The organism is Lacipirellula limnantheis (assembly GCF_007746075.1).
Lineage (GTDB): Bacteria > Planctomycetota > Planctomycetia > Pirellulales > Lacipirellulaceae > Lacipirellula > Lacipirellula limnantheis.
On the sequence record NZ_CP036339.1, the window covers coordinates 4,078,642 to 4,104,081 of the forward strand.

At 61.2% G+C, this 25,440-nt stretch carries 14 protein-coding genes, 1 tRNA gene and 1 pseudogene; 6 read left to right on the forward strand and 10 right to left on the reverse strand.

Going from position 1 to position 25,440, the window contains the following annotated elements:
• Positions 1-25 precede the first annotated feature (25 nt).
• A complete protein-coding gene (gene gltX, locus I41_RS15765; RefSeq protein ID WP_145433883.1) occupies positions 26-1,585 on the forward strand; it encodes a glutamate--tRNA ligase in 1,560 nt (519 codons plus the stop codon).
• Positions 1,586-1,589: 4 nt separating this feature from the next.
• Here the strand turns inward: gltX and I41_RS15770 are convergent, their stop codons facing one another.
• Both I41_RS15770 and I41_RS15775 read right to left on the reverse strand, forming a co-directional pair.
• A complete protein-coding gene (locus I41_RS15770; protein WP_145433884.1) occupies positions 1,590-4,865 on the reverse strand; it encodes a secretin N-terminal domain-containing protein in 3,276 nt (1,091 codons plus the stop codon).
• A gap of 231 nt (positions 4,866-5,096) precedes the next feature.
• Positions 5,097-5,510, reverse strand: a complete 414-nt coding sequence (locus I41_RS15775; protein ID WP_145433885.1) for a hypothetical protein — start codon at positions 5,508-5,510, stop codon at positions 5,097-5,099.
• A gap of 767 nt (positions 5,511-6,277) precedes the next feature.
• Between I41_RS15775 and I41_RS15780 the strand changes: the two genes are divergently transcribed.
• The 4 genes from I41_RS15780 to I41_RS15795 all read left to right on the forward strand — a co-directional run bounded on the left by I41_RS15780 (position 6,278) and on the right by I41_RS15795 (position 11,185).
• Complete coding sequence (locus I41_RS15780; protein WP_145433886.1) at positions 6,278-7,675, forward strand: RtcB family protein; 1,398 nt, start codon at positions 6,278-6,280, stop codon at positions 7,673-7,675.
• An 879-nt stretch (positions 7,676-8,554) separates the two neighbouring features.
• On the forward strand, positions 8,555-9,511 hold the full coding sequence (locus I41_RS15785) for a sensor histidine kinase (protein ID WP_168206938.1): 957 nt from the start codon (positions 8,555-8,557) through the stop codon (positions 9,509-9,511).
• Positions 9,512-9,523: 12 nt separating this feature from the next.
• Positions 9,524-10,936, forward strand: a complete 1,413-nt coding sequence (locus I41_RS15790; RefSeq protein WP_145433888.1) for a sigma-54-dependent transcriptional regulator — start codon at positions 9,524-9,526, stop codon at positions 10,934-10,936.
• Between the two features lie 175 nt (positions 10,937-11,111).
• A tRNA-Val gene (locus I41_RS15795) sits at positions 11,112-11,185 on the forward strand.
• Between the two features lie 1,171 nt (positions 11,186-12,356).
• On the opposite strand, the gene I41_RS15800 is transcribed toward I41_RS15795, so the two are convergent.
• Entirely contained in the window at positions 12,357-12,959 is a 603-nt protein-coding gene (locus I41_RS15800; protein ID WP_145433889.1) for a hypothetical protein, read from the reverse strand.
• A gap of 784 nt (positions 12,960-13,743) precedes the next feature.
• Complete coding sequence (locus I41_RS15805) at positions 13,744-14,796, reverse strand: IS630 family transposase (RefSeq protein ID WP_145431984.1); 1,053 nt, start codon at positions 14,794-14,796, stop codon at positions 13,744-13,746.
• 100 nt (positions 14,797-14,896) lie between these two features.
• Between I41_RS15805 and I41_RS28115 the strand changes: the two are divergent.
• A pseudogene (locus I41_RS28115) lies at positions 14,897-15,461 on the forward strand (IS4-like element ISRba2 family transposase); the annotation flags it as partial.
• 309 nt (positions 15,462-15,770) lie between these two features.
• On the opposite strand, the gene I41_RS15810 reads toward I41_RS28115, so the two are convergent.
• The 6 genes from I41_RS15810 to I41_RS15835 all read right to left on the reverse strand — a co-directional run bounded on the left by I41_RS15810 (position 15,771) and on the right by I41_RS15835 (position 25,411).
• On the reverse strand, positions 15,771-18,227 hold the full coding sequence (locus tag I41_RS15810) for a glycosyltransferase (protein ID WP_145433890.1): 2,457 nt from the start codon (positions 18,225-18,227) through the stop codon (positions 15,771-15,773).
• A gap of 78 nt (positions 18,228-18,305) precedes the next feature.
• Positions 18,306-18,566 carry a hypothetical protein gene (locus tag I41_RS15815; RefSeq protein ID WP_145433891.1) on the reverse strand — a complete coding sequence of 87 codons (261 nt, stop codon included), beginning with the start codon at positions 18,564-18,566 and terminating at the stop codon, positions 18,306-18,308.
• A 9-nt stretch (positions 18,567-18,575) separates the two neighbouring features.
• Positions 18,576-19,628: a beta-ketoacyl-[acyl-carrier-protein] synthase family protein gene (locus I41_RS15820; RefSeq protein WP_145433892.1), complete on the reverse strand. Its 1,053-nt coding sequence runs from the start codon at positions 19,626-19,628 to the stop codon at positions 18,576-18,578.
• 50 nt (positions 19,629-19,678) lie between these two features.
• Positions 19,679-22,816 (reverse strand): glycosyltransferase family 39 protein, encoded by a 3,138-nt coding sequence (locus I41_RS15825; RefSeq protein WP_145433893.1) that lies wholly within the window; start codon positions 22,814-22,816, stop codon positions 19,679-19,681.
• Between the two features lie 2 nt (positions 22,817-22,818).
• Positions 22,819-24,204: a tetratricopeptide repeat protein gene (locus I41_RS15830; protein ID WP_145433894.1), complete on the reverse strand. Its 1,386-nt coding sequence runs from the start codon at positions 24,202-24,204 to the stop codon at positions 22,819-22,821.
• 28 nt (positions 24,205-24,232) lie between these two features.
• On the reverse strand, positions 24,233-25,411 hold the full coding sequence (locus I41_RS15835) for an efflux RND transporter periplasmic adaptor subunit (RefSeq protein WP_145433895.1): 1,179 nt from the start codon (positions 25,409-25,411) through the stop codon (positions 24,233-24,235).
• Positions 25,412-25,440: the final 29 nt, after the last annotated feature.

Genomic DNA, 25,440 nt, shown 5'->3' on the forward strand with positions numbered 1-25,440 from the left:
TCGTCCCACCCTTCGGAAGATCGACATGACAGTACGGACTCGCTTCGCCCCAAGCCCGACGGGGTATCTCCATATCGGAGGCGTGCGGACGGCGCTCTTTAATTGGCTCTTCGCGCGGAAGCATGGCGGAGAGTTTCTGCTGCGCGTCGACGATACCGACCAGCAGCGGAACGTCGACGCGGCGCTCGCGCCGATTCTGCGCGGGTTCCAGTGGCTGGGCATGAGTTGGGACGAGGGACCCGAGGTCGGCGGGCCATGCGGGCCGTACTATCAGTCGCAGCGCGGCGACTTGTATCAGGCGGCGGTCAAGAAGTTGCTCGCGAGCGGGCATGCGTATCGCGACTTCGGCACTACTGAAGAACTGCAAGCGGAGCGCGAGGCGGCGCAGGCAGCGGGCGGGCAGTTCACCTACAGCCGCCGCTGGATGGCGGAGAACGACGCCGACGCGGCGAAGTTCGCGGCCGAAGGTCGGCAGGGCGTGGTGCGACTGAAGATGCCGCGCGAGGGCGAACTGGTGCTCAACGACCTGATTCGCGGCGAGGTGCGGTTCGCCTGGTCGGCGGAGCAGGATCATGTGATTCAGCGGGCCGATGGGACGTGCCTGTATCACTTGGCGTCGGTGGTCGACGACGAAGCGATGCGGATCAGCCATGTGATTCGCGCCGAAGAACATTTGCCGAATACGCCGCGGCAGGTGTTCATTGCGCAGTCGCTGGGGTACGAGTTGCCGGCGTACGCCCATTTGCCGTACGTCGCCGAGCCTGGAAGCAAGACAAAGTTGAGCAAGCGGAAGCTCGACAAGTATCTGAAGAATCGCGACTTTGCGGCGCTGATGGAGCGAGGCAACTCGATTGCGACGCGACTGGGACTGGCAACGACCGCCGAAACATTCAATCCCGTCATCGTCGACTTCTACGAGCAGATCGGCTTCTTGCCCGATGCATTGCTGAACTACCTGCTGCTGCTAGGCTGGTCGCTCGACGGCGAGCGCGAGGAATTTTCGCGGGCGGAGATGATCGAGTTGTTTTCGCTCGAGCGCGTGAACAAGGCGCCGGCGAGTTTCGATCCGCAGAAGCTGTTGGCGTTTCAAGATCGAGCCATGCAGCAGGTTCCGCTGAAGCAAAAGGCGGCGAAGTGCTTGCCGTTCTTGCAAGGGGCGGGGTTCGTCTCATCGCCGCCGCCTTGTGACACGGCGCCGTATCTCTCGGCAATTTTGGAGGCGGCCGGCGATCGGTTGAAGATGGCGGGCGACGTGCTCGATTACACGGAGTTTTACATCGCCGACGACGCCTTGCCTTACGATGCCGCGGCGGTGGAGAAGCGGATCGTTAAGCCCGAGAATGCGAAGCCGCTATTGAAGGCGTACGCGGCGGAGCTGGCTAGCGTCGAACCGTTCGAGCCGGCGGCAATTGAGAAGCATCTCAAGGAGTTCGTCGAACGCCAGGGGGTGAAGGTCGGCGATCTGGTGCATGCGGTGCGCGTGGCGATCAGCGGCAAGAGCGTGGGCTTTGGGCTGTTCGAGACAATCGCGATTTTGGGACGCGAGCGCTGTATGCGGCGGATGGAGCGAGCCCTGACGCTGTGACGCGTTAGTCACGGCCACGGCGATCACCGCGGTCTCCGCCTCGGTCGCCGCCGCGACCGCGATCGCCGCGGTCGCCCCTGTCGGCGCCGCGATCTCCGCCGCGACCGCCCCCTTCGCTGCTGCCGCCCCGACTGCTGTTGACGGCGCCTGCCGGCGGCCTGTTGCCCTGCCAGGGGCGGGAGAGGGCCGTGTTTAACACCGCCTGCAGGTCGGCAGCCTTCAGCGTGCCGCGCAGTTCGTGGACCTGGACGACGGTGTCGGGCTTGGCCTTCTCGTCGAGCGAGACGGCGAGTTCCTTGACGTTGTCCCAAATGGCGTCGTCCGCGGAGATAATCAGCGAGTTGGAAATCTCGTCGACGCCGATAGAGAGAGCGCCTTCAAACGACATTTTCATCGGCTTCGACTTGGAGCTACTGGAGCTTGAGCCGCCGAAAAAACTGAACCGCTCGCTGCGGCTGCGGCCGCCGTCGTCGCCTTCGCCCCCCTTGTTCGCCTGGAACTCCTTGTCCTTCGAGCTGAGCAGATCGCGGTAGACTTCTTTAATCGCGGCGCCAATGTCCTGAGCGTTCGAGTAGCGAATGGGGACGATGTCGGTCTTGCGCTTCGAGACGGCGTCCTCGCTCACCGGCTGATCGTAAATCTTGACCAATTCGCGGATCACCTCCAACTGCGCCGGATTCGCGTTCTGCGCGACGATCGTGTTGGTGTCGATGTCGTAAATGAAGCGCAGTTTTCGCGACTTGCCGAGCGTTGCGGGATCCTCTTCTTTATTGTTGTCGTCGTCCCACCACCAGCCAAAGCTGGTGGTGTCCGTATCTTCGCTCAATTCGTCAGCGAAGTACTCTTCGAGATTGAGCGCTACCATGCTGGCGCGTGAGTTAAAGAGTTGGAACACTTCGAAGTCGCGTTGCGGCGGCGCGAGTTCGTTCATTAGTTCCTCGAGTTGGTCGAGGGCGGCGACGTCGTCGGAGCTGACGATCATGCGGCCGTCAGGCGTGACGGTGATGTTGATGGGGGCGGATGCGGCCGAGGGCTGCACGGCGGCGGGCTGTTCGGCAGGCTGAGCAGACTCTGGTTCGGCCGACTTGGATTGTTCAGCCGACGGCGGCGTTGCCGGGGCGGCCTCTTCCGCTTGTTCGGCGACGAACCTAAGCCGTGGTCGGACGCTCGATGAATTCGCGAACTGGAAGGGATGGTTGACTAACGTTGCTGCGCCGCCCCCCTCACCAGCCCGGTGCTGCGCACAGACTACCGCCTGCGCTAGATCGCCACCGGCGACTGTGCTCGTTGCTCCCTCGAGGGGCAGGGAGCCAGAAGATTCGTGTAGGGGGCGCCGTTGTAGCGAGGTAATCTTGTCCTTCGGCGTCGGCTTCGCTGTCGGCTTCTCTTCAGCAGGAGCAGCGCCGGGGGCTGCCTCTTTCGGGGCCATGTGAATGTTGAGTTTGTTCTGGCCCGACCAAGTCTCCTGCAGGCGTCGTAGCAGGGCTTCGGTTTCGGCGGGCGTGCGCGACTCCATGACGCGCCACTTGTTGGGATTGCCGCCCGAGCCCGCCGCGACGGCGCCGAGGTCCTTTAGTAGCGCGGTCACTTCGTTAAACTCGTCCTCGTTCGCCCACAAGAGGAGGCGGTTGTTCTCCACATCGGCCTGGATGCGGAAGGCGGCGGCGTTGTCTTCTTCATCGTCGCCGTTGTTACCCCAGGGGGACCAGTAACGGCCGCGATTGTTGTCGTCTTTCTTTTTCTCGCCCACCATCAAGGCCTTGATCGTGCCAGCGACCTGATCGGCGCGGGTCTTGCGACTCAGCCAGACGACCTTCAGGCCGCGGCCGCTGCCGTCGAGCTTGTCGATCAGCGATTCGATCGTCGCATGATCTGCGGCCGTGGCGAGCGCGAAAATCGTCTTGCTGCGATTGTCGTGGGTGAGTTGCGTCAGCGGGTTCAAACCGCCTAGGTCTTGGAGCGCGTCGACGACCTCGTCCGGATCGATGCTGACAGTGGAGTGGCGTTTGAACGTCAGCTCCTCGGCGCCAGTGGCCGGACCGGCGGCGGCCACGCTGCCGCTTTCGGGGACGTCGAATTCCTCAATGGTGCGAGCGATAATCTCCATCTCGGCGGGGGGAGCGTTCACCAGCAGAAAGTTACGCCGCTTGTCGACCGCAATGTGCACCGGAGGGCCGTCATCTTTGAGCATTTTGCTGATGTCTTTGCCCTGTTGCTGCATCTGCATCGCCATCTGCATTTTTTGTTGTTCGAGCTGCAGTTCCATCGGGCCTTTGCGGTTATTCGGATCGAGGCCGAGGACGATCATCACCTGATCGGCGATATAGTCGGCGCGACGGTACTTGAATGGGCCGAAGACGCGCGGGCGTACGTCTTTGTCCGCGACCATTTGCTCGCCGTAGAGGAGATCGCGAACATCGCGCAAATTCGCGACCGCGTCGATCACTTGGATTTGCTTCGAGGCGAGCAGCGGCGTCACTTTGGCGGCCGGGCTGAGCACCACTTTGAGGTCTTCGACGGCCTTAGCCGGATCGAGAGTCGCCGGAAGCGGGAAGCGGGTGCGCACGAAGTCATGCGGCGACTGGTCGTCGAGATCATCGGGTTCGACGCGGCGCACGAGGCTCGGGTCGATCTTGTCGATCTTGACCACGGTGAGGACGTCGCCGACGGAGATCATCGTGAAGCCGCGCGACAGCAGCGTGCGGTTAAGCAGATCGCGCGTCTCGTTGATCGAGTACCGACGCTGCGTCGAGAGATTGACGAAGTCGGCGGGGAGTTCCTGCCAGTCGAGGCTTTGCTTCGAGACGGCGGCAAACCATTCCAACACGTCCGGCCAGGGCTGGCCGCGGAAGTTGAACTGGACCATGCCGTCCTTGTCGGGGGCGGCCTTCAGTTCCTCGGCGTTGGCTTGCGGCTTGTCGGTCGGGCGCTTGATCGTTTTGGCCTCTTCCGCAGGCTTCTCGCCTTCTGGAGGCTTTTCGCCTTCGGGTTTGGGTTGCTCGGCCGCGGGTTGCGGACTTGGTTGAGGGCCGCCGGGGCCGCCGCCCATTTGGGCGCGGATGCGGGCCTGGACTTCAGGAGGGAGTTGGCTGATGTCGCCGCCGAAGCGCGGCCCGCCTGGCCCGCCGCGACGGCCGCCGCCTTCCTGAGCCACTGCGACGCGAACGCCCAAGGCGCCAAGCCCGACGGCGACGACGACCGTCAGCGCTGCGCTACGAATCAGCCAACTGGGAAACTGACGGCAGCATGGGGCGTGGAGATGGGAAGCAGCGTCCGCCATGGCAAGGTTCCTACGGCGCGGGAATTTCCTGAACAGCCAAGCCGGTATTATAGCCAGGCAAAGGACTTAACCCCAAATCGAGTTTAGCGGCGTCGATGAAAAGAGGGCGCCGACCGGATTCGAGGCGCGCCGGGACCGGCGGTCATCCTGATGGGAGCGAATGATCCAGCGGTAGGTTGGGGTCTGCCGCAGGGCTGGAGTCTTTGCTGCAATCAGAATGACGGCCGAATTTCAGGGCCGGGCGTCGGGGGGAACGATCAAGATCGACGCCCCGCCGCTGGTGACTGAAATGGCATAGAACCCAACTTCGGGAGCCGCTTCGAGGGCCGGCTCCAGGTAGGGGAAGACGGCCGGCACCTCGGTGCGACATTCCTCCAGGGAGAAGGCCACTGCGAAGACAGTGGTTGCCTCGCTCTCCTCATCTAGGTCGTCCGACTGATGGAGAATCGCGTCCTCGACGGTTTCGTCGCCGAGCCAGCTGCGGGCGATTTCGCCGCCGATGGCGTCCTCGCAATCGAGTAGGACGACGACCGGCACTTCAACGTCGCGCTGGAGGGCATCGTCGAAGGCTTCGAAGACGAGCGGGAGGCTGGTTTCCAGGAGCCATTGTTGGGCTTCAAGGGCTTCGTCGAGGTCGTCGGACATTTGGAATAAATGGGGAACGCTGAATGGGAATGCAGTGGGGAATGAGATGGCGTCTGATTGGTCGTCATCGTCGCGTTTTTCTGGACGCCGCTCAAGCCATGACGCAGGCGCAAAAAAAGAGCCCGGTCGCCGCGAGGGCGACCGGGCCGTAATCAACTCTTTTGCTTTGAGGGCAGGCTGCTGCCGGAGTTCTAGAAGATGCTCCGATCAGCGAGCGGGCACTCAGAAGCAGGTGGTGGCGTCTCCGAAGGGACACCCGCCGGTGGTCAACGGAATTCACCACCCAACTGGCGTATATGACTATGGTTCAACAGACCACCTCCTTCCGTACTGGGTACTGGCGGCTCAAGATCCTGCCAGAGGAAAGCGAGCGGCCGGGACTGCCCGTCGCACCTGCGTTCGGTACGACCAACAACTGCATTATAAATACAGGAGCGGGAAATAAGGCAAGCTCAATCTGGCGAGATTGCCGAAGATTTTCCACTTTGCATGAAAGTAACGACGGGGCCGGGCGAACCTTGGTTCGCGCTGGGGGCACTAAATTTGACAGAATCGTTGAGAGTTTTTGCGAGGCTGGATCGGATCGAACCATGACGGCACGGGGGACTCAAGAAGCAGCGGTCGCATAATGGGATGAAGTGGTTCGGATTGATCCTCGTGGGCAATATGTCACCTATGGTAGGTATTCTGTGTCGTCGTGCTCGTCGAGCCCTCGCGGCGACTTGGATGTTTCTTGATGGGATACAGTCGTCAGGGTAAGGGTCAGGATGAATCGTCGACAATTGCAAAAGCTGGGCGTGCCGCCGAAGTTCGCGGCGGCGGCCATCGACGCGCTGCGGAACGCCGCATCACAGGAATTGGGGTTCGGCCTGAAGGGGAAACGGGCGAAAGACCTCATGCAAGCGGTGGTACGCGCACCGGAGGCGTTCCTCGACGATCCGATCTGGGGGAAACTCGCCCAAGAAATGTCGGGGTACGAGCCGATCAAACTGCGCGAGCCAATCTCCTACCGGACGTGGGGCGAGGAGATCGACCAAGCGGCGCACGCCCAGATGCGCGACGCTTGCCGCGTGCCGTCGGCGGTGGGGGCGGCGCTGATGCCCGACGCCCACGTCGGCTACGGCCTGCCGATCGGCGGCGTGCTCGCCTGTGAGAACGCCGTGATTCCTTACGCGGTTGGCGTTGATATCGCGTGCCGCATGAAGTTGTCAGTGCTCGACGCGCCGGTTGAGGCGCTGGCGAATCGCCGCGAACCGTTTCGACAAGCGCTGGAGAAGGGAACTCGCTTCGGCGTGGGCTGCGAGCACAAGCCGAAGCAGTCGCACGAGGTGATGGACGCCGATTGGAGCGTGAGCCGCATCACGCGGGAGCGGAAAGATACGGCATGGAAGCAGTTGGGCACGTCGGGATCGGGGAACCACTTTGTGGAATTCGGCGTCCTGTCGCTGGGAGCGCGCGATGAAGGACTTGGCCTCGACGCCGGAGAGTATGTCGCGCTGCTCAGCCATAGCGGCAGCCGCGGAGCAGGGGCGGCGGTGTGCAGCACCTATAGCGCGATTGCTCAATCGCGTCTGCCGTCGGAGCTGAAAGATCTAGGCCGTCTCGCCTGGCTGGATTTGTCGAGCGAAGCGGGGCAAGAGTATTGGGCGGCGATGAACTTGATGGGCGAGTACGCCGCGGCCAATCACGCGGTGATCCATCGGCTGGTGTCCCAGTTGCTCGGCGCTGAGATCGTCGCGGGGGTCGAAAATCACCACAACTTTGCCTGGCTCGAAACGCATGGCGGCCGCGAGGTCGTCGTCCATCGCAAGGGGGCGACGCCGGCGGGAGCCGGCGTGCTGGGCGTCATTCCAGGCTCGATGGCCGATCCGGCGTTCATCGTGCGCGGTCGAGGCAACGCGGCAAGTCTCGACTCGGCGTCTCACGGGGCCGGGCGGCAGATGTCGCGGACGAAGGCGAATGATATGTTTCGCATTTCGCAGGTGCGAAAGGAACTCGCAGATCGCGGCATCGATGTCCTTTCGGCGGGCTCGGACGAGGTCCCCGGAGTCTATAAAGACATCCGCGGCGTGATGGCGGCGCAGCAGGACCTCGTGGAGATTGTCGCGCAGTTCGATCCGAAGATCGTGAAAATGTGCGGCGACGGCAGCCGGGCCGAGGACTGACCCAACGCGGGGTTGCCGCGCCTCCGGTTGGCGATGGGCAACGTGATGGCTTTTCCCATCCGGATGATCGCGTCCCGACTCGACGGCGGTCTAAACTGGCAGTACCACAGCGAAGATAAAATGATCAGGCGACGCTTGAGGCCGGCGACATTTTGTATGACGCTTGTTGACTTCGAGATCAGCTCTCGATAGCCGCCTACGGAACGATTGGATTACTCGTCGATCCATCGAATGTAGAATGGTGAATCTCGCGAACCGCAAGAAACGCCGTCAACGTGATTTCAGGGACGGCGCAAAACGCGACGCCTATCGTGGCACTTAAGGAAGGCCGGCCGGAGCCCTCCATCCGTTGATGCGGGGTGCACGATTCGACGATTTGGTAACCAGCCTCGCCACGAACGTCGCTAAAAGCGGCATGGCGTACAGCTTTGCGACACCTCTCTGCGACTAACAATCATGCGCTGGCCACTTCGCCGACAAATCATGTTTCCCGTGATCGCTGTGGCCATCGCTAGTTTGGGAACCGTCGGGGCTCTCAATGCACTGTTGGCGGGGCGACAAACGAGTAGCCGCATCGAACGACGATTGCGGGGCGTCGTCGAGGTCCTTTCAAAATCAAACTTTCCCCTCTCGGACGCGGTGCTTCGTCAAATGCGGGAGCTGTCGAGCGCCGAATTCGTGCTATATGACGAGTCGGGCGTCGCGTTGGCAAGTAGTTTCGCAGCAGCGCCTGCCGTGTTGCCCCCGGCCGCACCGACACGCGAGACGACTGACCTGAAACTCGGGTCGCCCTTGCAGGTCGAGGGGCGATGGTACTTCCATGCTGTCGCTGTCTTGCCCGCGCGAGACGTGGGGCAGTCGGCACAGCTGCTGCACGTCATGTTTCCGGTGGAAGAATATCAGCGGAACTGGCGCGAGGCGTTTATGCCGCCGCTGGTCGTGGGCGTCGTCACGATCGCCGTCGTCGCCATTGTCGCTCGATTGATTGGCGGCCGGCTGAGCCGAGCCACGGGGCAACTAGAGAATGACGTTATGCGAATCGCGAAAGGCGACTTTGCGCCCGCTCAACTTCCGACGACGGATGACGAGATTCGCGACCTTGCAATTGCAGTAAATCGTACGGCAGAAATGCTGGCGGACTATGAGCAGCAGGTCAGGCGCACCGAGCAAATGCGGACAGTATCGCTTTTGGGCGCAGGCCTTGCTCATGAAATGCGCAATGCGGCGACAGGGTGCCGCATGGCACTCGACCTACATGCCGAAAAATGCGGCGCGCAAAATGGCGATGAAAGCCTTTTCGTCGCGAAACGGCAGTTGCGGTTAATGGAAAGTCAGCTACAACGGTTTCTACGAGCGGGCAAGCCGCTCGACGATGCCGAGAAGCGCGAAATCAGCCTCACCGCGTTAGTGGATGACTTGATCTCCTTGGTTCGCCCCTCCGCTCGCCACGCACGGGTCAAACTCGCCTGGACTCCCCCCGATCACGACATCCTGGTTTTGGCGGACCAGGAGGCGCTCGGCCAAGTCGTGCTCAACCTGTTGATCAACGCAGTCGAAGCCGTTCAGCAGAACGGCGACGATCTACCCCGCGTGATTGACGTATCCTTGAGGAAACTTGAAGACGGGACGGCGGAGTTCGGCGTTTGCGACACCGGTCCCGGTCCGAAAAATTCTCTTGAATCAGCATTGTTCGACCCTTTTGTGACCAGCAAGGCCGAGGGGGTGGGGTTAGGCCTTGCTGTCGCACGCGAAGTCGTCGAGGCACACCAAGGATCGATTGATTGGTCACGAACGGACGGAAGAACTAGCTTTCGAGTGGTTATTCCGATGAGATAGAAAGGCGCGCAGGTGTCAAAGATTCTGGTGGTGGACGATGAGCCCTCCATCTGTTGGGGGCTCTCGCGATTGGCCGAGAGTTTGGGGCACCAGGTGCAGGTTGCGTCCTCGGCGGAGCAGGGCGTGACGCTAGCCGCGGAATTTCACCCCGACGTGATCGTACTCGACGTCCGACTCCCTGGCGTCGACGGCCTCACGGCGATGAAGCTCTTTCGTCGCTTGAGCGAGCAGACGCCAATCATCGTCATCACGGCGTTCGGGGACCTGAAAACCGCCGTCACCGCCGTCGAACAAGGGGCGTTTGAATACATTCTCAAGCCGTTTGACCTGCACGAAATCCGAACGGCAATCGAGCGTGCGCTGCGACGAACCCCGCCCGGCGCGTCGGCAGCGACGATTGCGGCATCGTCGGCGGGGGTCGAGGGGATGCTGGGCTGCAGCCCAGCAATGCAGGTGGCGTTTAAGCGGATCGCCCTGGCGGCGGCTTCGGAAGCGGCGGTCCTGTTGACGGGCGAAAGCGGCGTGGGAAAAGAACTCGCGGCGCTGGCAATGCATCGTCACAGCCCACGTGCGACGGGGCCGTTTGTTGCGGTGAACATGGCGGCGCTGAGCGCGAATCTCGCGGAGGCAGAGCTCTTCGGTCACGTCGAGGGAGCGTTTACCGGGGCGACGCAGACGCGTCGCGGGTTGCTCGCGCAGGCCAACGGCGGCACGCTGTTCATTGATGAAGTCGCCGAAATCCCGCCGTCCATTCAGGTGAAATTGCTGCGAGCGCTCGATCAAGGCGAGATCTTGCCTGTCGGCGCCGACAGGCCGGTGAAGACCGAATTTCGCGTCGTCTCAGCAACCCACCAGGATTTGCACCAGTTGGTCGACCGCGGGGAGTTTCGCCACGACCTATTCTATCGACTCTGTACTTTTGAAATCTCGCTGCCGCCGCTGCGCGATCGCCCGCAGGACGTTCCACTGCTGGCCAATTACTTCGCCGGCCAATTTGGCAACGGCCGGGCGGTGCTCGCACAGGAAACGATTGACGAATTGCTGCGCCGACCGTGGTACGGCAATGTCCGGGAACTGCGCAAAGCCATCGAGCATGCGCTCGTCCTCGCCCGCAGCGGCTCGGTGCTGCCAAGTCACCTTCCGGCGCCATTGCCCTCCTTTCAGTCAAGCAGTTCGCCCAAGACGGCTGAGGGACGATTGAACGAAGCCGTGACCGAACTTGCGCAATCGTTGCTCAAGAACCCAGAACTGAACGGCGACGTCTACGATCGCTTCCTACAGGTCGTCGAAAAGCCGTTACTCACGACCGCGCTGAGCCAGTCTGGCAATCAGTGCGCGCCGGCGGCGCGAGTTCTGGGCCTGCACCGGACCACGCTAAAGCGAAAGCTGGACCAGCATGGCATTGCGGATGGTGGCGCGGAGTAGCGTCACCACCACTCAGTTCACCCCGCGGCGATCGAGCACACGACGACTTCGCGGAATCAGCGTTTTTTCCCGTATCGCTGTACTTCGAGGCCGGATTAAGCGCTTAACTGCTGGTTGCCACATATGGCATTTGGCTTCGACCTACGATAAAATAAGTGGCCTGCCGTTTGGCTTAGGGCGGCTAGCTCAGTTGGTTAGAGCGCTACGTTCACACCGTAGAGGTCACAAGTTCGAGTCTTGTGCCGCCCACTCGAAATCTTCTCTATTCCCCAATTTGATGCTATTCCGCGGGGAATATGGGGTTCCGTCCCCGCTCCCTGCTGCTCAATTCCGCCCGCTTCCGCCGCCTGCTGTGCCGGATTCTGTGCCGCTTTTTTCGCGGCCTCAAAGTGGGCATCGGTCACTTGCAGATAGTGCTTTTGGGCGACGGCTTGGCTGTTGCCGATCCATTCGCAAACGACGTGAATCGGAAACGCTTCCGCTAGCTCCGTCTCGCGAGTCGCCCGCAAGTTTTGAAACAACTTCGGCCACGGCGTTAGCCCGGCGCGTCCGATGATTCGCTCCCACTACGTCCGCAAGTTGGCGCCCGCGCGATAGCGAACGATGATCGACTCGGCCAAGTCGTCGGCCCGTTCGCCAGCAAGCGCGCGAACGTCTTCCAAGCAAGGGCGAAGCTCGGCGAACATTGGAATCGTTCGCTCGCCTTTGGGGCTGCGTACGCTAATCGTATCGGCCAAAAAGTCGACGTCGCCCCAGCGTAAGGCTAGATGCTACGACGGGCAGCGTAGACCGCCAAAGCGACTCTGCGCGAAGAGCAATCGCCATTCGGCATCGGGGCAGGCGTCGATAACGTTGGCCGCCTCGTCACGCGTTACGACATAATCCCGATCGCGATTCGATTTTACGCCAATGCCTTTGAGTTTGCGGAATGGATTCTCGGCAACGAGCCGTGCGTCCGCCGCTTCGTTGAAGAACTGGCGAGCAATGCCGCAACGGCGACGGATAGTGCTGTCCGATAGCCGTTACGACGACGTTAGCCAGCGGCGCCATTTGGTCGCGTCGGCAAAGATGACTTCGCCGGGTGGGTTTCAGAACGTCCCGCGTATAGTGCTCGGAACGCCGTAGGACGTCGGGCAACTTGGTAGGCGGAGCCATACGATCGCCGCCGGACATAATGTCCGGCAACTATCTCGTGATAACTGTCAGCAATGACGCTCACGCTGTAACGTTGGCGATCGATCTCGCCCCGGCCTTGCCAGCCACTTGGCAGTAACTCGGCAAGGAATTCAAGTTCTGCCTAAAAGCGACTCGCGCAGCGTCGCTGATAGCTAAGCAAAGCCCCCCTTGCTCTTCAGGAAAGGGCAGGGCGGCCGCCAGCGCCAGAGCGTGCGCCCCGGCGCTGGCAGCCCTCCCGCGCGCTCTAGCACGGACTCGGAGCCGCATCTCCTACGAACAACCGCCAGCTGTCGTGGAGCTCGCGCCGCAGCTGGCTGACTCGTCCGGCGGTCAGCCGACAGAGCTCCGCGACGGCGCTCGTCCGTTCCCCCTGCGCCAGCGCGTGGACCACGCGCTGATCACGACGGGAGAGCGAACCGTACCACTGGCTGAAGTCAATCCGCAGCGCCGCCATCTCCGCGGGACTTGCCCGTCGGTAGTCGCTAAGGGACTGGGCGATCGAGTCGATCGGTTCGGTGCGGCAGCCGCGCAGCCGGCATTTCACCGAACCGACGTCCGCCGCATTGTCACGACTTCCGGTCAATCGCCCGGATCGATAGCGCCGCACGCCGTAACGGGCCAACGGCGTGGCGTAGCCGAGCTTCGCTCGACCCGCCTGCGCCAGCCCGGCATAGGCGACCGCAGCCGAAGCGATGACCGTTTGGATCGCCTCTTCGCGTTCTTCGGGGGCCAGTTCACGGAAGGCGATTCGCGCGTAGCGCCGGATCGTCGGCAGCATCTGGACGAACGAGGCTTGCCAGGGGAGGGGAGGGGCGTCATCAGGAGCGACGATTGGCGAGCAGTTCATGGGACGTTCCTTTCCAAAGGGACCGCCCCTGTCGAGGGCGGTCGTGTGAGGTACACAACCGCCCTCGCGACAGGCGAGAGCTCAACGAGAAACACGATGATCTTAGGGCAGCGTCGAGCGCGTCGAGCTATCCGCGGGCGAGAACTAGCGGGAGTCAGCGACGGCGAGGGCGCCAGCGTTACGCTCCATACAATCCTTATACTTATGCCGCCAAACAGGCCTGGATTTAACAGATCACCTCACGACGTTCACCGCAGCGAAGCGTGAACGCCTATGGAAGTGGCCGAATAATCTACCGCGGCGAGCTAGTTCGCAACTCCACCGAGCCATTTTTGGCTCTACGATGGCCACGAATCATGGTCGGTGCGACCGCCATGCAAGGACCAATTAGCCTGAATATGTACGAACCTGACGGCGGAAACGTACCCCACAACTCTCGAAGGCTGGCACTGGGTCGCCGCCCTCACGCTGTTCCTTCAAAACTATACATACAAGTACATCACCGGCTCTAAAGGTCTGGCTTAGCTAGCCCGCTGTGGAACTGAACTACTACCGGCTAGAAGCCATTGGTATCTACACAACACCGCCGATTTGCTAGGAGTCTGGGGATGGGATTTCACTACCGCCGATTGATCGGCGATTGCAGCGTCGTTACGTCAAGCTGGTGAAGGCGCAATTGAGTTCGTCGAGTACCGCGGCGGCAGGGCAGTCGGTCCCAGCAGACGGAACTGTCGGCGCTACGGCTACGCAAGCAGCTTGGCGTTTTTTTTCAATAATACGCGTTCTAATTTGAAGTAGCGCGATCGAGGTGAGTGGCGGCACAGACGGTTTTCATGAGTTCGGCGTCGAGAGCCACTTTCGTCCAGGCGTCGACGGCGGCTTGTTCGAGGGCGTCGTAATTGTCGTAGGCTCGGTTGCTCCAGCAGTGGCTCTTGAGATAGTGCCATAAATTCTCGATCGGATTGAGTTCGGGACTGTAGGCCGGCAGCGTGACGACGGTGACGTTGTCGGGAACGCGGAGTTGGCGGCTGATGTGAAAGCCGGCCCCGTCCCACAGCATCACGGCATGTTCGCCTGAGGGAATCGTCCGAGCGAACTGGGCGAGGAACTCATTGACGATCTTCGCATTGAGCTGCGGGCTGAGCAGCCCTTCGGCATGCCCCGTCTCGGGGCAGACCGCTCCCAGCACCCAGAGATATTCATACTCGGTCTGACGAATGGCCGTCGGCCGCGACCCGGTCCTGGCCCAGACGTTCGTGGTCGTTCCTTGTTGGCCGAACCGCGATTCGTCCTGGAAGTAGATCCGCAGACGTTTGGTCGGATACGCCGCGGCAATCGCTTGCACGCGTTCTGGCCACTGACGGAGGAACTCCGTTTGCTTTTCGGGGTCCGCCTTGCGATGCCGCGGCCGAGGGCGGAGGTACGAGTAGCCTAACCGGTGTAGCAAGTGATACACGCCGGCCAAAGAGCGGAGCAGATGGAACTCCTGCGCCAGAATCCGCTGCACGTCCTTGCCGCGCAGCGAGCAGACGTCGTCTTCCGCCGTGGGGCCAGCGTCGAGACGCTGACGAACTTCGTCCTGTTGTTGGGGCGTCAGCGGCAAACGCTCTTCGCGGCCGCGTCGATCGTTGAGGCCCGCCAGGCCTTGTTCGTTGTAGCGACGCACCCATCGCTGGCAGATGCGGCGACTCAGGCCCACGGCCATCGCCACGGCTGGAGCCGTCCATCCCTCCTGCGCCAGAATCACAATCCGCAGACGTTTGGCGCGGTCGGCGTCCTTCTCGACGCGTTCCAGACGCTTGAGTTCCGCCTGAGGCAAATGGCCCTTCACCTCCATCGCAACCTCTCAAAAAGGGGATTGCGATAGCATGATGGATAAACTGGGCGGGCGCAAGAGGAGGCGCGCTACTTCAAATTAGAACGCGTATAACAGCCGCGTGAAATGCTCCGTTCTGGTTGAACCGCTGCGTGAGGCAGGGCGCATCGCATGCGCTCACAGTGGTTGCGACTTTGTGCTGCTTGCCCACGATTGGTCCAAACTTGATTATGCAGCGCATGCCTCAAAGAAGGACAAGCGTCAGCTGACGCATCAACGCGATATTGGCTATGACTTGACCACGGCTTTACTGGTGGACGCCAAGACGGGTTCGCCGTTGTCTCCCATGCAAATGCATCTTAGTACGTCCGAGGCCGTTTATAGTACTTCCGAGAACCGTCCGGCAGCGAACGCTCATCACCTGGAGCAGTTGGTGCCAACGATGAACGAGGCGGCGGGCTGGGACTTGCCGCGGCGAATTGTCCATGTCATCGACCGTGAAGGCGACTCGCTGGGATATTTTCGACAGTGCCCGAGTCGTCGATTCGGACGATTGTATTCTCGCGACATGGACCTTGCTGACCAACGTGGCCCAGCAGGATGCCGACGCTTCTAAAATCGCCCTCTGGTACTACTGGCGTTGGCGAATCGAAAGCTTCTTTAAGCTCCTCAAGAGCCATGGTGAGGTGCCCGGCAATTTTCGGACAGTGCCACCCGATAATTCGGGGCGGTGTTTAGGGCTTCGAACTGGATGGGGTGAGGTATCCGAGCGAACGGTGTCAACGGCCTGACGCGGGAACGCCTAAATCATTCCGCTACCATAACTAGCCCTATAGTTTCAGGGTGCCGGGCGCTAAGTTTTTAGAATCGCGGTCGCAGGTGCGTCGTCTATCAGGGAATTTTCCAACAGAATGCGCCTAAGCTAGGTGCCAAAGGTGTGCTGCTCTGAACAGCCAACTCAGAACTCGACGCGGGTGAGGGTTAGACGTCTCCTCTCAACTCGTTACGCAGATCTTTCGGCGATCGTCGTCAACGCAAGCTGAGGTCGTTTCCTCAACCCGCTTCGCAGCCGCGGCTTGGTCGTTGATCGCGATGCGCAAGGCCTTGCCGAAGTTCGTGGCAGCGTCGTTTTCGCGGCTCCAATTGCGAAAGATCCGTGCAGACTCTTTCTTGTACGCGTCGCAGTGCTCGGGCGCCGTCACCGCCAATAACGACTCCTTCAGTAGTCTCAAGTCGCCCGCTTTAAAGACGGCGCCGTTGATTCCGTGATGGACCAGTTCAGGAGCGGCGCCCACTTTGTCCGACGCCACAATCGCCAGTCCGGCCGCGGCGGCTTCGACCACGACCACGCCCCACGGCTCATGATCGCTCGGCAGGAGCAGGATGTCGCATTGCGCGTAAAGACCGGCCAGTTCGTCGACGGAGTTCAAGAACCCGGTCCAAATCACGCGCGACTTCCAGTGCCCTGGGACCAACGCCTGGACTTCGTGTCGCAACGGACCATCGCCAATCATGACGAGGTCCCAATCTGGGCGAAGGCCGGCAATCTCGACGAAGGCGCGAACGGCCAAATCGGGCCGCTTGGCATTCATTAGACGAGCCGAGTAAACGATGCGACGCCTGGCCGGATCAAGGGCAAACCTCGCTCGAGCTGCCTCAATCGATTCCGTCGATGGGTCAGAAAATAGACGCACGTCGGGAGCGAATGGAAACATAAAAGCTGGCTTAGCTTGTCCGCCGTAGCGATGCAGCAGTGCCAGCCCATGTTGGCCGCACGGCATGAGGCCGCTCGACCACTGGACGGCTCGCTGGTAGACGAGCCGCTTGAGCCAACGCTTGGGGGCATGATGGTGATCACTGCAAATATTGAAATCACCTGTCAAGAAGCATTCAACGCCGTTGGCCTTGCACCAGCGAATGATTCTCATCCGCCCCATATCGCCGCACCCCTGCACTAGGACGGCGTCGATTCGTTGCTCTTTGAGCCAGCGTATAATGCGTCCCGCCTTACGCCACTCGCGCAGCGAGTACCGCATGAGCGGCTGCTCGTTCGTCGGTTCTCCTTGCCCAAATTCAACGTGGCGAATCGCTTTCGGCGGCTGTAATCCTCCCCAACGCCGGTACGCATTGCTGTGCGTCGTGAGACTCCACAGTTCAATCTGCGGGTACGAGTTCACGAGCTCTTCATGAAGCTGGACGCGATATGGCGGCAGCGAGTTCGCGACGACGGCGATCCGCCGCTCGACTGTTTGCCCCGCGGCAGTCGAACAGCTATGTCGGTCGGCGGCAGACGCATCGAGAGTCTGCGGCTCGGGCTTCCTCGCCTGCTTCTGCAGTCGCGTCCCTTCGTCGAATCCATACTGCTTCAACGAGTAACGTCGAACGCCGTCGGCGCCGACGTCGACGCGGAGTCGTTGCCACGGGTGCCATCCCCACGGTTCCTCTTTGATGCGATCTTCCAGCACGCGGATGGCCTGGGCGATTGCTCGATAGGCCGCCTCGTCGGTATTCTCACGGCAGGCGACGTGATTGTAGAACAATCCCTCGCGCGAGTTGGCGCTTAGTTCCTTGTCGCAAATCAGCAAGACATCGGATTTCGTGCCGGCGGCGAGCTTCGCCCAGCCGCTCGGCACGCGCAACGTGCCGTCGAAGAACGGAACGTCGACGAACTCGCCGGCGGCGCCTCCGTCGGCCGTCACGGCCACCGCCCCCTTGTGCCGCAGAAGTCGATAGAGCTGAATGATCGCCTCGACGTCATCGATGTAGAAGACGTTGGCGCCGGCCCGACGATCCGCTTCCATGGCTTTTTTCAGCGCCAGTTGCACGATGGGCGACGTGGCGCTTTCGACGCAGCGCGATGTGCGATATCTCAGCTGGACGAGATCCTCTCCGGGGAAAAACTTGGCAAGGCCAGCGGCGAATGTCTGGAAGAAGTTGAAGTGGAATCCCACGATGACCAGTCCCCGCTGTCGCTCGCCGGTGGGCAAGGCCGCCGTCGACTCGGGGCCGCAGTGCCACTGCATGTCGCTTTCACGCCCGTCGGCCGCATGCAGGCTATAGACGCGGACGCGTGCGAAGCATTCGTGCTTTAGCAGCAAATGCCGACGGAGAATCTGCGATACCGAATCACGGCATTCGAAGTAAGGCCGCATTGCGGCGATCGCCCCCCGCGCGGACCGCTGCGCGCCGACGAACGTCAGCAGCCAATGCATATTGGCTGCGCAGCGGACCCACACCATGCCCCACCGCGGGCCCAAGGAGCGAAGCACCACATGGTGCGGCACGTATAACATCCAGAGGGCCGCGCTCAGCCCGAGCATTTGCACAGCGTCGCGCGTCGCGGCCAGCCACTCTCCGACGCTGGCGGCGCGACTGCCGCGCCGTCGCTCCGCGTCGCTACGCGCTGCGGGCGCCTCCGGTGCAATGGCGCTGGATTCGATCTGAGCGTTCACAATATCCTCTTAGCCGCTGGACGACGGGATTTTTACTTTTTCCGATAGCGTTTTATTCGTGCACAATGCTTCCCGCGCCTATCCCTCATCCTTGCCGAGCACGCGACACAATTCCGTCGCCAACTCTCCAAACGTCATGTTGGCCATGGCTGGTCCAATCTGCGAGGCATCGATTTTCGGCCCTAATTCGTCCTCTAGGTAAAACAGGAAGTTGATGACGTCGATGCTCTCTTCGAACAGATCGACTGCCTTCGTCTCGGCGAAGCGTTCGAGCTTCTCCGGCGGGACCGTTCCCTCGAAGTTTGCCTTCATCGTCGACAGAATGCGCTCACGATCCACAACATTCTCCTAGCGCACGCGGCGCACGCGGCCATAAATGACGTTGAATCCCGCTCCCATCGTCAGCAGGTTAACGGCCGATCCGACTTGCGTCGCGGCGGCGATTTGCTTGAGCACGTAGAGGATGCTGACGCTGCTCATATTCGAATTCTCGCGGTATTGCGCCACGGAGGGCTGGATGGCGTCTTTCGGCATCTTCAACTCGCGAGATAATCGCATCAAAAGTGCAATGCCAGCGGGATGAATCGCCCAGCGGGGCTCATCCTTCCATCCATCCTGCGTCTCGCGCAGCGCTTCGGCAACTGTTTGTTTGACGTCGCTTTCGAACGTCGCGTGGTCGCGCAGGCGAAAGCCGTAGTACTCGTCGTAGCCCCAGCGAATCAGGTCGAGTCCAGCTTCGGCGAACTGCTGGTAGCGAAATTCCTCGACCGCGAGCGCGCTCGCACCGCTCTCGACGTCGTTAGAGACCCACAGCGCAGCTGCGCCGTCGCCGAACGTGCAGTTTCCCTGCCAAATGTCGAGATCCGCCGTGCGGACGTTGATCAACGTCGTCGGAAGTTCGACCGCAACCACCAGAACATGCCGAAAGTTCGGGGCCAGCGAGTTCACCAGGTTCAGCGCCTTGCTGCTGCCAGTGCAGCCTACGTTCGCCAGATCAATCATCAAGCTCTCCGGCCGCACCAGCGTGCCGAGTCGCTGAGCCAACCGATAGCTCAGGCCGGGCATGAGGTTGCCCGTCGAGGTCGTGGTGACGATCGCGTCGAAGGTAACGCCGCTCCCGGCCACGACTGGCTCAATCTGCTGTGCCAACTCCGTGAGCGCGTGATCGGCCCCCGCTTCGTAGGCGGACGCACGACTCTGGAAATCAGTCAATCCGAACAGGTTTTGCACAACCGTCCGGCGGCTCCTCTCGCCGACTAACTGAAACCGAACGAAGTTCCGGACGTTCTCCCGCTCCTCCGCGGGCAGGGCATCGACGACTTCCTCCGCAGCGGCCAGCAGCCGCTCGTTGGTCCACGCTTCGCCAAGCGGGGCAGTGAAGATTTCGTTGATGAATCGCATGACAGGCCTAGCCTCTCGGTCCGGACGCGCTCGAGGCCGTTGGTGAATCGCTAGTGCAAGAAGTACTCGCTGGCGAGTTGCCCGGCTTCATCCTCTTCCAAGCGGATTGGCGCGGGTCGGTGATTTTTGTCTCGGAGCATGAGGGCGGTGGCAAAATCCTCGCTCACGACGTCCATGTGCTGCCGCAGGTATTGCGAAACCTCTCCGTCGTTCAGTTTGCCTTGCGCCATGCGCATCGTGCAGTACCAGATGCGGTCATTCTCCGCGAATAGTTTTTTCACTTGATCGATATTGTGGATCATGATCGCCCCGCTCCGGCGATCTCGAGGCGATTCGGTGCTGTCGCCGATCGTCGCCTGGATGATGAGCCGGCTCTGCAGCCAGTAGTCGACGGTGCGCGTGTCATCGCCTTTACGAACCTTGTCGAACGCAAAGTTAAAATTCGTCGTGTGCGGAAAGATGGAAATGACGACGTCGCCCTCCTGCAGATGATCGTGAAGGTATTCAGTCGGCTCATCCCAGTCGGGAATGCGGAGTTGCTTCACATCGAATGCAGCATTCGCGAATTGAGTCATTTCGGCCGTACGAACGGTCCAGCCGCTTGCCAAGGCAACTACGACGGCCGTCGCCCCAAATGCCACGAATCGAGCATACCAACGATAGGCGCTAGGGAGTCGTCGATACCGGAGGTTGTTCAACAGCGCTTCAGCGCCAGCGACCGCAACCGCAGCCGTGATTAGCATGAGGATGCCAATTAGATGGCAGGCATATCGATTCGTTCGCACCGGCAGAAACGCCGCCATGAGCTCGGCGTTGATTACCAAGCAGAACAGCGCAAAACGCAGCGGCGCGCGCCAGCGATGCCCGATCGCCAGCACGAACGCCAAGGCGAGGGCGCACATGGGCAATAAAGCGTCGCGGGTCCACGAGGAGTTGATCAAGAAGTAATCGTGCTGGAAGAACGGATAGCGCCACATTGGCTTGATCGTTAGCGAGCTAATTCCCTCCCCGTACCACAGACGTTGCGTCTGCTGCATGATGCGATGTGCATTCTGTGCAATCACGGAGAGCACCAGCACCAGCGACGCCACATAGAGATGCGGCGAAGACAACAGCGGCACGAGATGACGCCGACGATGAAAGAACACCGCCAACGCCAGCCCAAAGCCAAACATGCCGGCCCCTTCCCAGCTGTAATACATGGCGATGAAGCTAACGGTTGCCGCCCACATCATGCCGATGTGAGGCTTGCCCGTGCCGCGCACCGCTTCATACGTGCAGTACATCGTCAGGAGCGAAAAGAATTGCACTTGCGCGAGATACCGCCCGAAGTCGGCGAAGCCGATCATGTGAGGCGATACCGCAAAGAACACCGCGGCCACCACCCCGACATAGCCGTCGAACCACTTCCAGCCCAGGTACGCCAGAAAGGCCATCGTCAACATTGACCACACGACCGAGGGAACGCGGATCACCAGCAGCGGGTCGTCAAAGATCAGCTCGGAGAGGGCATTGAAGAAGTAGCAGAGCTCATTCGTGGCCGCGTACCCAAATGGAATGTCGGGATGAACTTGCCCGCCCGGAAATCCTTGCGTGAACACGGTCTCGGTGAAGGCGTAAACGGTGACTTCATCGTGATGAATCGGCTCGGCTGTTAAGTCGCGCAACCGAAGCCACAGCGCAAGACTCCCAAGGGCGAGCCATCCGACCGCCGCAGCGGTCCACCTGGCGCGGCGGCTCCACTGCCAACCATCGGAATGTCGCGACACGGAGGCGTTGGCGGGGCTCAACAACAGTAAGGACAGCCACTGGGCGGGAACGAGGAACCATAACGCGGCCAACCAACTTCGCTGGTAGACGTCATGCGCCGACCATGCCAAGTCCCAGGTCATCATCACACCGGTCGCTGCCGCAATGGTGCTTGGCAGCAAGGCAACAAACGCGAGTGCGGAAGATGCCGCGCCCTCGGGAGGGCGTCGTCGGTCCATCAATGCGGCGATCGCGAACGCGCCGGCGGCCGCAACGAGTCCGCTGCCAACGATCCACATTGCATGAACGACGGCTCGAATGAACCAAAAGGCGCCGGGCGGATCGACCGAAAGCAATTCCCGGCCCAACGCTCGAGGCACGACCCCCTGATAACCAAATTGAGCCGAGCAATCCGTCCACCGCTCATGATCGAAGTCCGGCGTCAGCCAATCAGTGGCGAAACCCGTCGACCCCTTCCATGTGGCATCAGTGGCAATGTAGGTCCGCTCGCCATCGACCGTCGTGGCTTCAAGGTCGGCCATCACGCGCGGCGGTTCGCCGCTAGTTTCCGACATAATCGAGACGACATTTTCGCCTCTCCGCAATAACGGGCTGACGTCAAACGTCAGTTCCCGAGCAATCGCCGTCCGCTGCGTGCCAAGATCGGCCTGAACGTCGGTCAGCAGGCGTCCATTGAGCGCAACGCGCTCCGAGCCGGTCGTGATCACGCGCAGCCAGCCTTCGCGCGGTTGCCCGGCCACGTCGAACGTTTTGGCCACGACGGCGGCCCCCGATTCGGCCCCAGGAGTCGTGATCCACTTCGATAACCGGGGCTGAATAATCGCCCGCGGCGGAAGTGCAATCTGGGCGCGCCATTGCACGCGGTCGCCGACGTGCACCTTGGCCCAATGCTCGTCGTTGAAATCCGATTCGTACCAGTATGGGCCGCGTCGTTCGTAAATGTCGGCCGCCTTCCACTCGTCATCGGCATTCAATAGGCTAGGTTCGCCTGCGGCGAAACGGGCTTCGCCTTCGACGACGACCGCCGGAGGCCGGTCGAGCACGAGTTGTGCGGCGTGAATGGCGATGCAATTCTCGCCGGCATGCATCAGCGGACTAATGTCCATGACCACGCCGGTTGTGCGCCCGTACCCCACTGGCGGCGAGTATCCTGCACGTCGTCCGTTGACCCACACTTCAATGACGTCATGCCCGACCAGCTTGATCCAAGCCTGCTCCGGCGGCTCGGTAAGTCGCCAAGTGCGGCGTAGATATAGATGCTTCTTCGGCTCGCCCTCCGTCGCCAGGCTGTATGGCTGAGCGTCGACCTCGATCATGTACTCGGAGGTCGGCGACGGATTGAACGTGCGAAACCCGAAGTCGCCTACCGCGACGGCAAAACCCAACACGAGGACGGCGGCAAGCGGACGAGAGGTCATCACTACATTCCCAACCGGCCCTCTTGGGCATGTAGATTGACGTATTTGGGGAGGTGAAAAATATTCATCGCCATGCTGTAAAGCCGCCGGGCGCTTTCAAAGTCGCCGCTCTCGAAGTAGGCGTCTCCCAGGGCGGAGGCAAAGTCGCTGCCGACGAAGCAATCGCCGACTTCACAGAGCGCCGCTAGGTACCGCTCTTCGATTTCCGGCGCTCGTTCGGGCGAGGTGCCGACGACCGTGACCGCATGGGCCACCCAGTAAGCGGGCTTCCACGGCGCAATCGACGCCGCCTCGCGCCAGGCCAGTTCGGCCGCTTCGCGCTTCCCCCGAGCACTAAAAGCCGCCGCGGTGTGTCCCAAAATTTCCGCCATGAGATCTCGCGCAGCAGACACGCTACTTTCATCGACGTACGGATCCAACTCGGCGCGGGCACGATCGACGTCCGCCGACTCCAGATATTGAGAAGCGACGAAGAAAGCACGATAACCGCCGTCAAAGCCCTGCCGGAAATCAAGTCTGCCTCGGGCGAGCCAGTAGCGACGCAGGTAGCCAAGCGACGGCATCGACGCGCGTGCCCGCTCCAGAGCGGCTGACGCCTCCGGGAACTGGTTGCGCTCTTCCAACGCCGTCGCCTGCGACCAGTGGTATTCCGCCACCCATCGCGGCCACGTCGCGGCGATCGCCAGGAATATGCCCGTGGTCGACCATGCCAGAGCGCTTGTCGTTCGCTCCGTCCACGAAGCACGCTTGGTCGCGACCAAACCGAGCACGGCGGCCGCAATCAGCCACGGGCCATACATCCAATAGTTCAAAGGGACCATGACTGGATGCGTCGGCGCAAGTAAATCGATCTTTCCTGTCTGTCCGCCGAATGCCTGCATGCGATCCGGCGCGCGCACCGTCATGAGATCGTCGTGCTCCATTCGATAGACCGTTCGCAGCATGCTGCGGCCGCGGATTTCACTCTCAAAGAATTCATACAAACCGGGGTGGTTCCATAGCGTGACGGCCAGGGCGGGGATGCTTACCGCGACCAAAAGTCCGAAGACGTGGCTCGTCGACCGCGGTCGGAAACACGCGGTGAAGACCGCCGCGCACACAATCGCCAGCAGCGGCACGGCGACGCTGTCCCAGCGCCAGTCGCGCGGGGCCTGTGCCACATACTCGGGCAGAAAGCGCGAACTTGCGTCGTTGCTCCACGGAATGTGAGGGCCGCGAAAATCGCGGCTGATCGAAGAACGCAGCCAAGGCCCCGTAATCATCACCGCGCAGGCCAAGAGCAGCGCGAGCGTCAGGCCGCGATTGCACAGCGCTGCGGACGCGACGCGACTAAACGTCCGCGCGTACAAGTTCCAGCAGGCGGCGAATAAACGTGAGATGAATCTCATAGATCAGCCAACGTCACACTCATCGGAACTAGAACCCAGTGACGCTGGCGCGAGCCACGCGGCCCTCGCCTCGTCGGGTCCACTTCCGCCAATCGCCGTTCACGAGGTCGTTCTCATTCAACGAATCGTGACCGTAGATCACCACTTCGTCGCCGATATTCAGCCCTTTGAGTACCTCAACTTCGCCCGTTCCCACCGTCTCGCCGGTTTGGATTTCACGGATCTTGGCGCGGTCGCCTTCGACGCAGAAGACCATGGCCTTGCGCTGCTTCTTGATGACCGCAACGCTCGGAATTGCCGTTGCTCCAGACTTCATGCATTTCACCCGAGCAAATCCCGATATGCCCGCCTTGATGCGGTTGTCGGGGTTGGCGACTTCGAGCGTGATCGGAACGACCCGCGTCTTGGTGGAAACGACCGGAGCGATGCGAATTACCTTGCCTTCAAAGGTCTCTTGCGAGAAGGCATCAAGCTCAATCTCTGCGGCTTGGCCGACTTGCAGCGAATCGAGCCGCTCCATCGGGTAATCCATCTGAATGTAAATCGGATCCAGCTGATGAATCACGGCGACCACGGCGCCGTTGCCAACGCGCATCTGCGGGACGACGTTCAGTTCCTGAACCACGCCGTCAATCGGACTGATCATGCTGCACAGTTCAAGATCGCGCTTCGCAAGCGCTAACTCGAGTTCGGCCGTCTCAGCGTTCACTTCGGCCTCGGCCACCTGCAACTTCGTAATTGCTTTGCTCGTCGTCAGGCCGCGGTAAGCGTCGAGCGTCAACTTCGTCTGGCGGACGGCCGCTTCGCGTTGCTTCACGGTGTGTTCGAATAGCCTGGGCAGGAAAGTCGCGATCACCTGCCCCTTTTGAACCACCCCCCCTTCGACGCAGTTGACGGCTAGCACCTCGCGGTCGATGACCTGCCCCGAGCGCGGCGGAATCGTCACCGTCGCCGACTGGGCCGGCATCGTCACCACGGTGCCGCCCACGGTTTCGTCGAAATCGCGCGCCGACACCTTCACGGTGCGAATCGGGATCGGCTTGGCGGCTTTGCGCGCTGCGTCCGGATCCCACTCGGCCATGGCATCGCGCGCCCGCAACTGCCACATCCCGATCAGTACGGTGGCGGCGCCGAGAAATAATAGGCAGGCTGTCCATCGAATAAACGATTTCACTTGGAGCACCTCAGGGTTTCTCTCAAATTCCATTTGGGAGGATAAATACGGTCACTAACTCT

What these genes read in the sequence shown, in the direction of transcription:
- gltX (WP_145433883.1), top strand. Translation starts at nt 26, where the DNA reads ATGACAGTACGGACTCGCTTCGCCCCAAGCCCGACGGGGTATCTCCAT.
- I41_RS15770 (WP_145433884.1), bottom strand. Translation starts at nt 4,865, where the DNA reads ATGGCGGACGCTGCTTCCCATCTCCACGCCCCATGCTGCCGTCAGTTT.
- I41_RS15775 (WP_145433885.1), bottom strand. Translation starts at nt 5,510, where the DNA reads ATGTCCGACGACCTCGACGAAGCCCTTGAAGCCCAACAATGGCTCCTG.
- I41_RS15780 (WP_145433886.1), top strand. Translation starts at nt 6,278, where the DNA reads ATGAATCGTCGACAATTGCAAAAGCTGGGCGTGCCGCCGAAGTTCGCG.
- I41_RS15785 (WP_168206938.1), top strand. Translation starts at nt 8,555, where the DNA reads ATGTTTCCGGTGGAAGAATATCAGCGGAACTGGCGCGAGGCGTTTATG.
- I41_RS15800 (WP_145433889.1), bottom strand. Translation starts at nt 12,959, where the DNA reads ATGAACTGCTCGCCAATCGTCGCTCCTGATGACGCCCCTCCCCTCCCC.
- I41_RS15805 (WP_145431984.1), bottom strand. Translation starts at nt 14,796, where the DNA reads ATGGAGGTGAAGGGCCATTTGCCTCAGGCGGAACTCAAGCGTCTGGAA.
- I41_RS15820 (WP_145433892.1), bottom strand. Translation starts at nt 19,628, where the DNA reads ATGCGATTCATCAACGAAATCTTCACTGCCCCGCTTGGCGAAGCGTGG.
- I41_RS15825 (WP_145433893.1), bottom strand. Translation starts at nt 22,816, where the DNA reads ATGACCTCTCGTCCGCTTGCCGCCGTCCTCGTGTTGGGTTTTGCCGTC.
- I41_RS15830 (WP_145433894.1), bottom strand. Translation starts at nt 24,204, where the DNA reads ATGAGATTCATCTCACGTTTATTCGCCGCCTGCTGGAACTTGTACGCG.
- I41_RS15835 (WP_145433895.1), bottom strand. Translation starts at nt 25,411, where the DNA reads ATGGAATTTGAGAGAAACCCTGAGGTGCTCCAAGTGAAATCGTTTATT.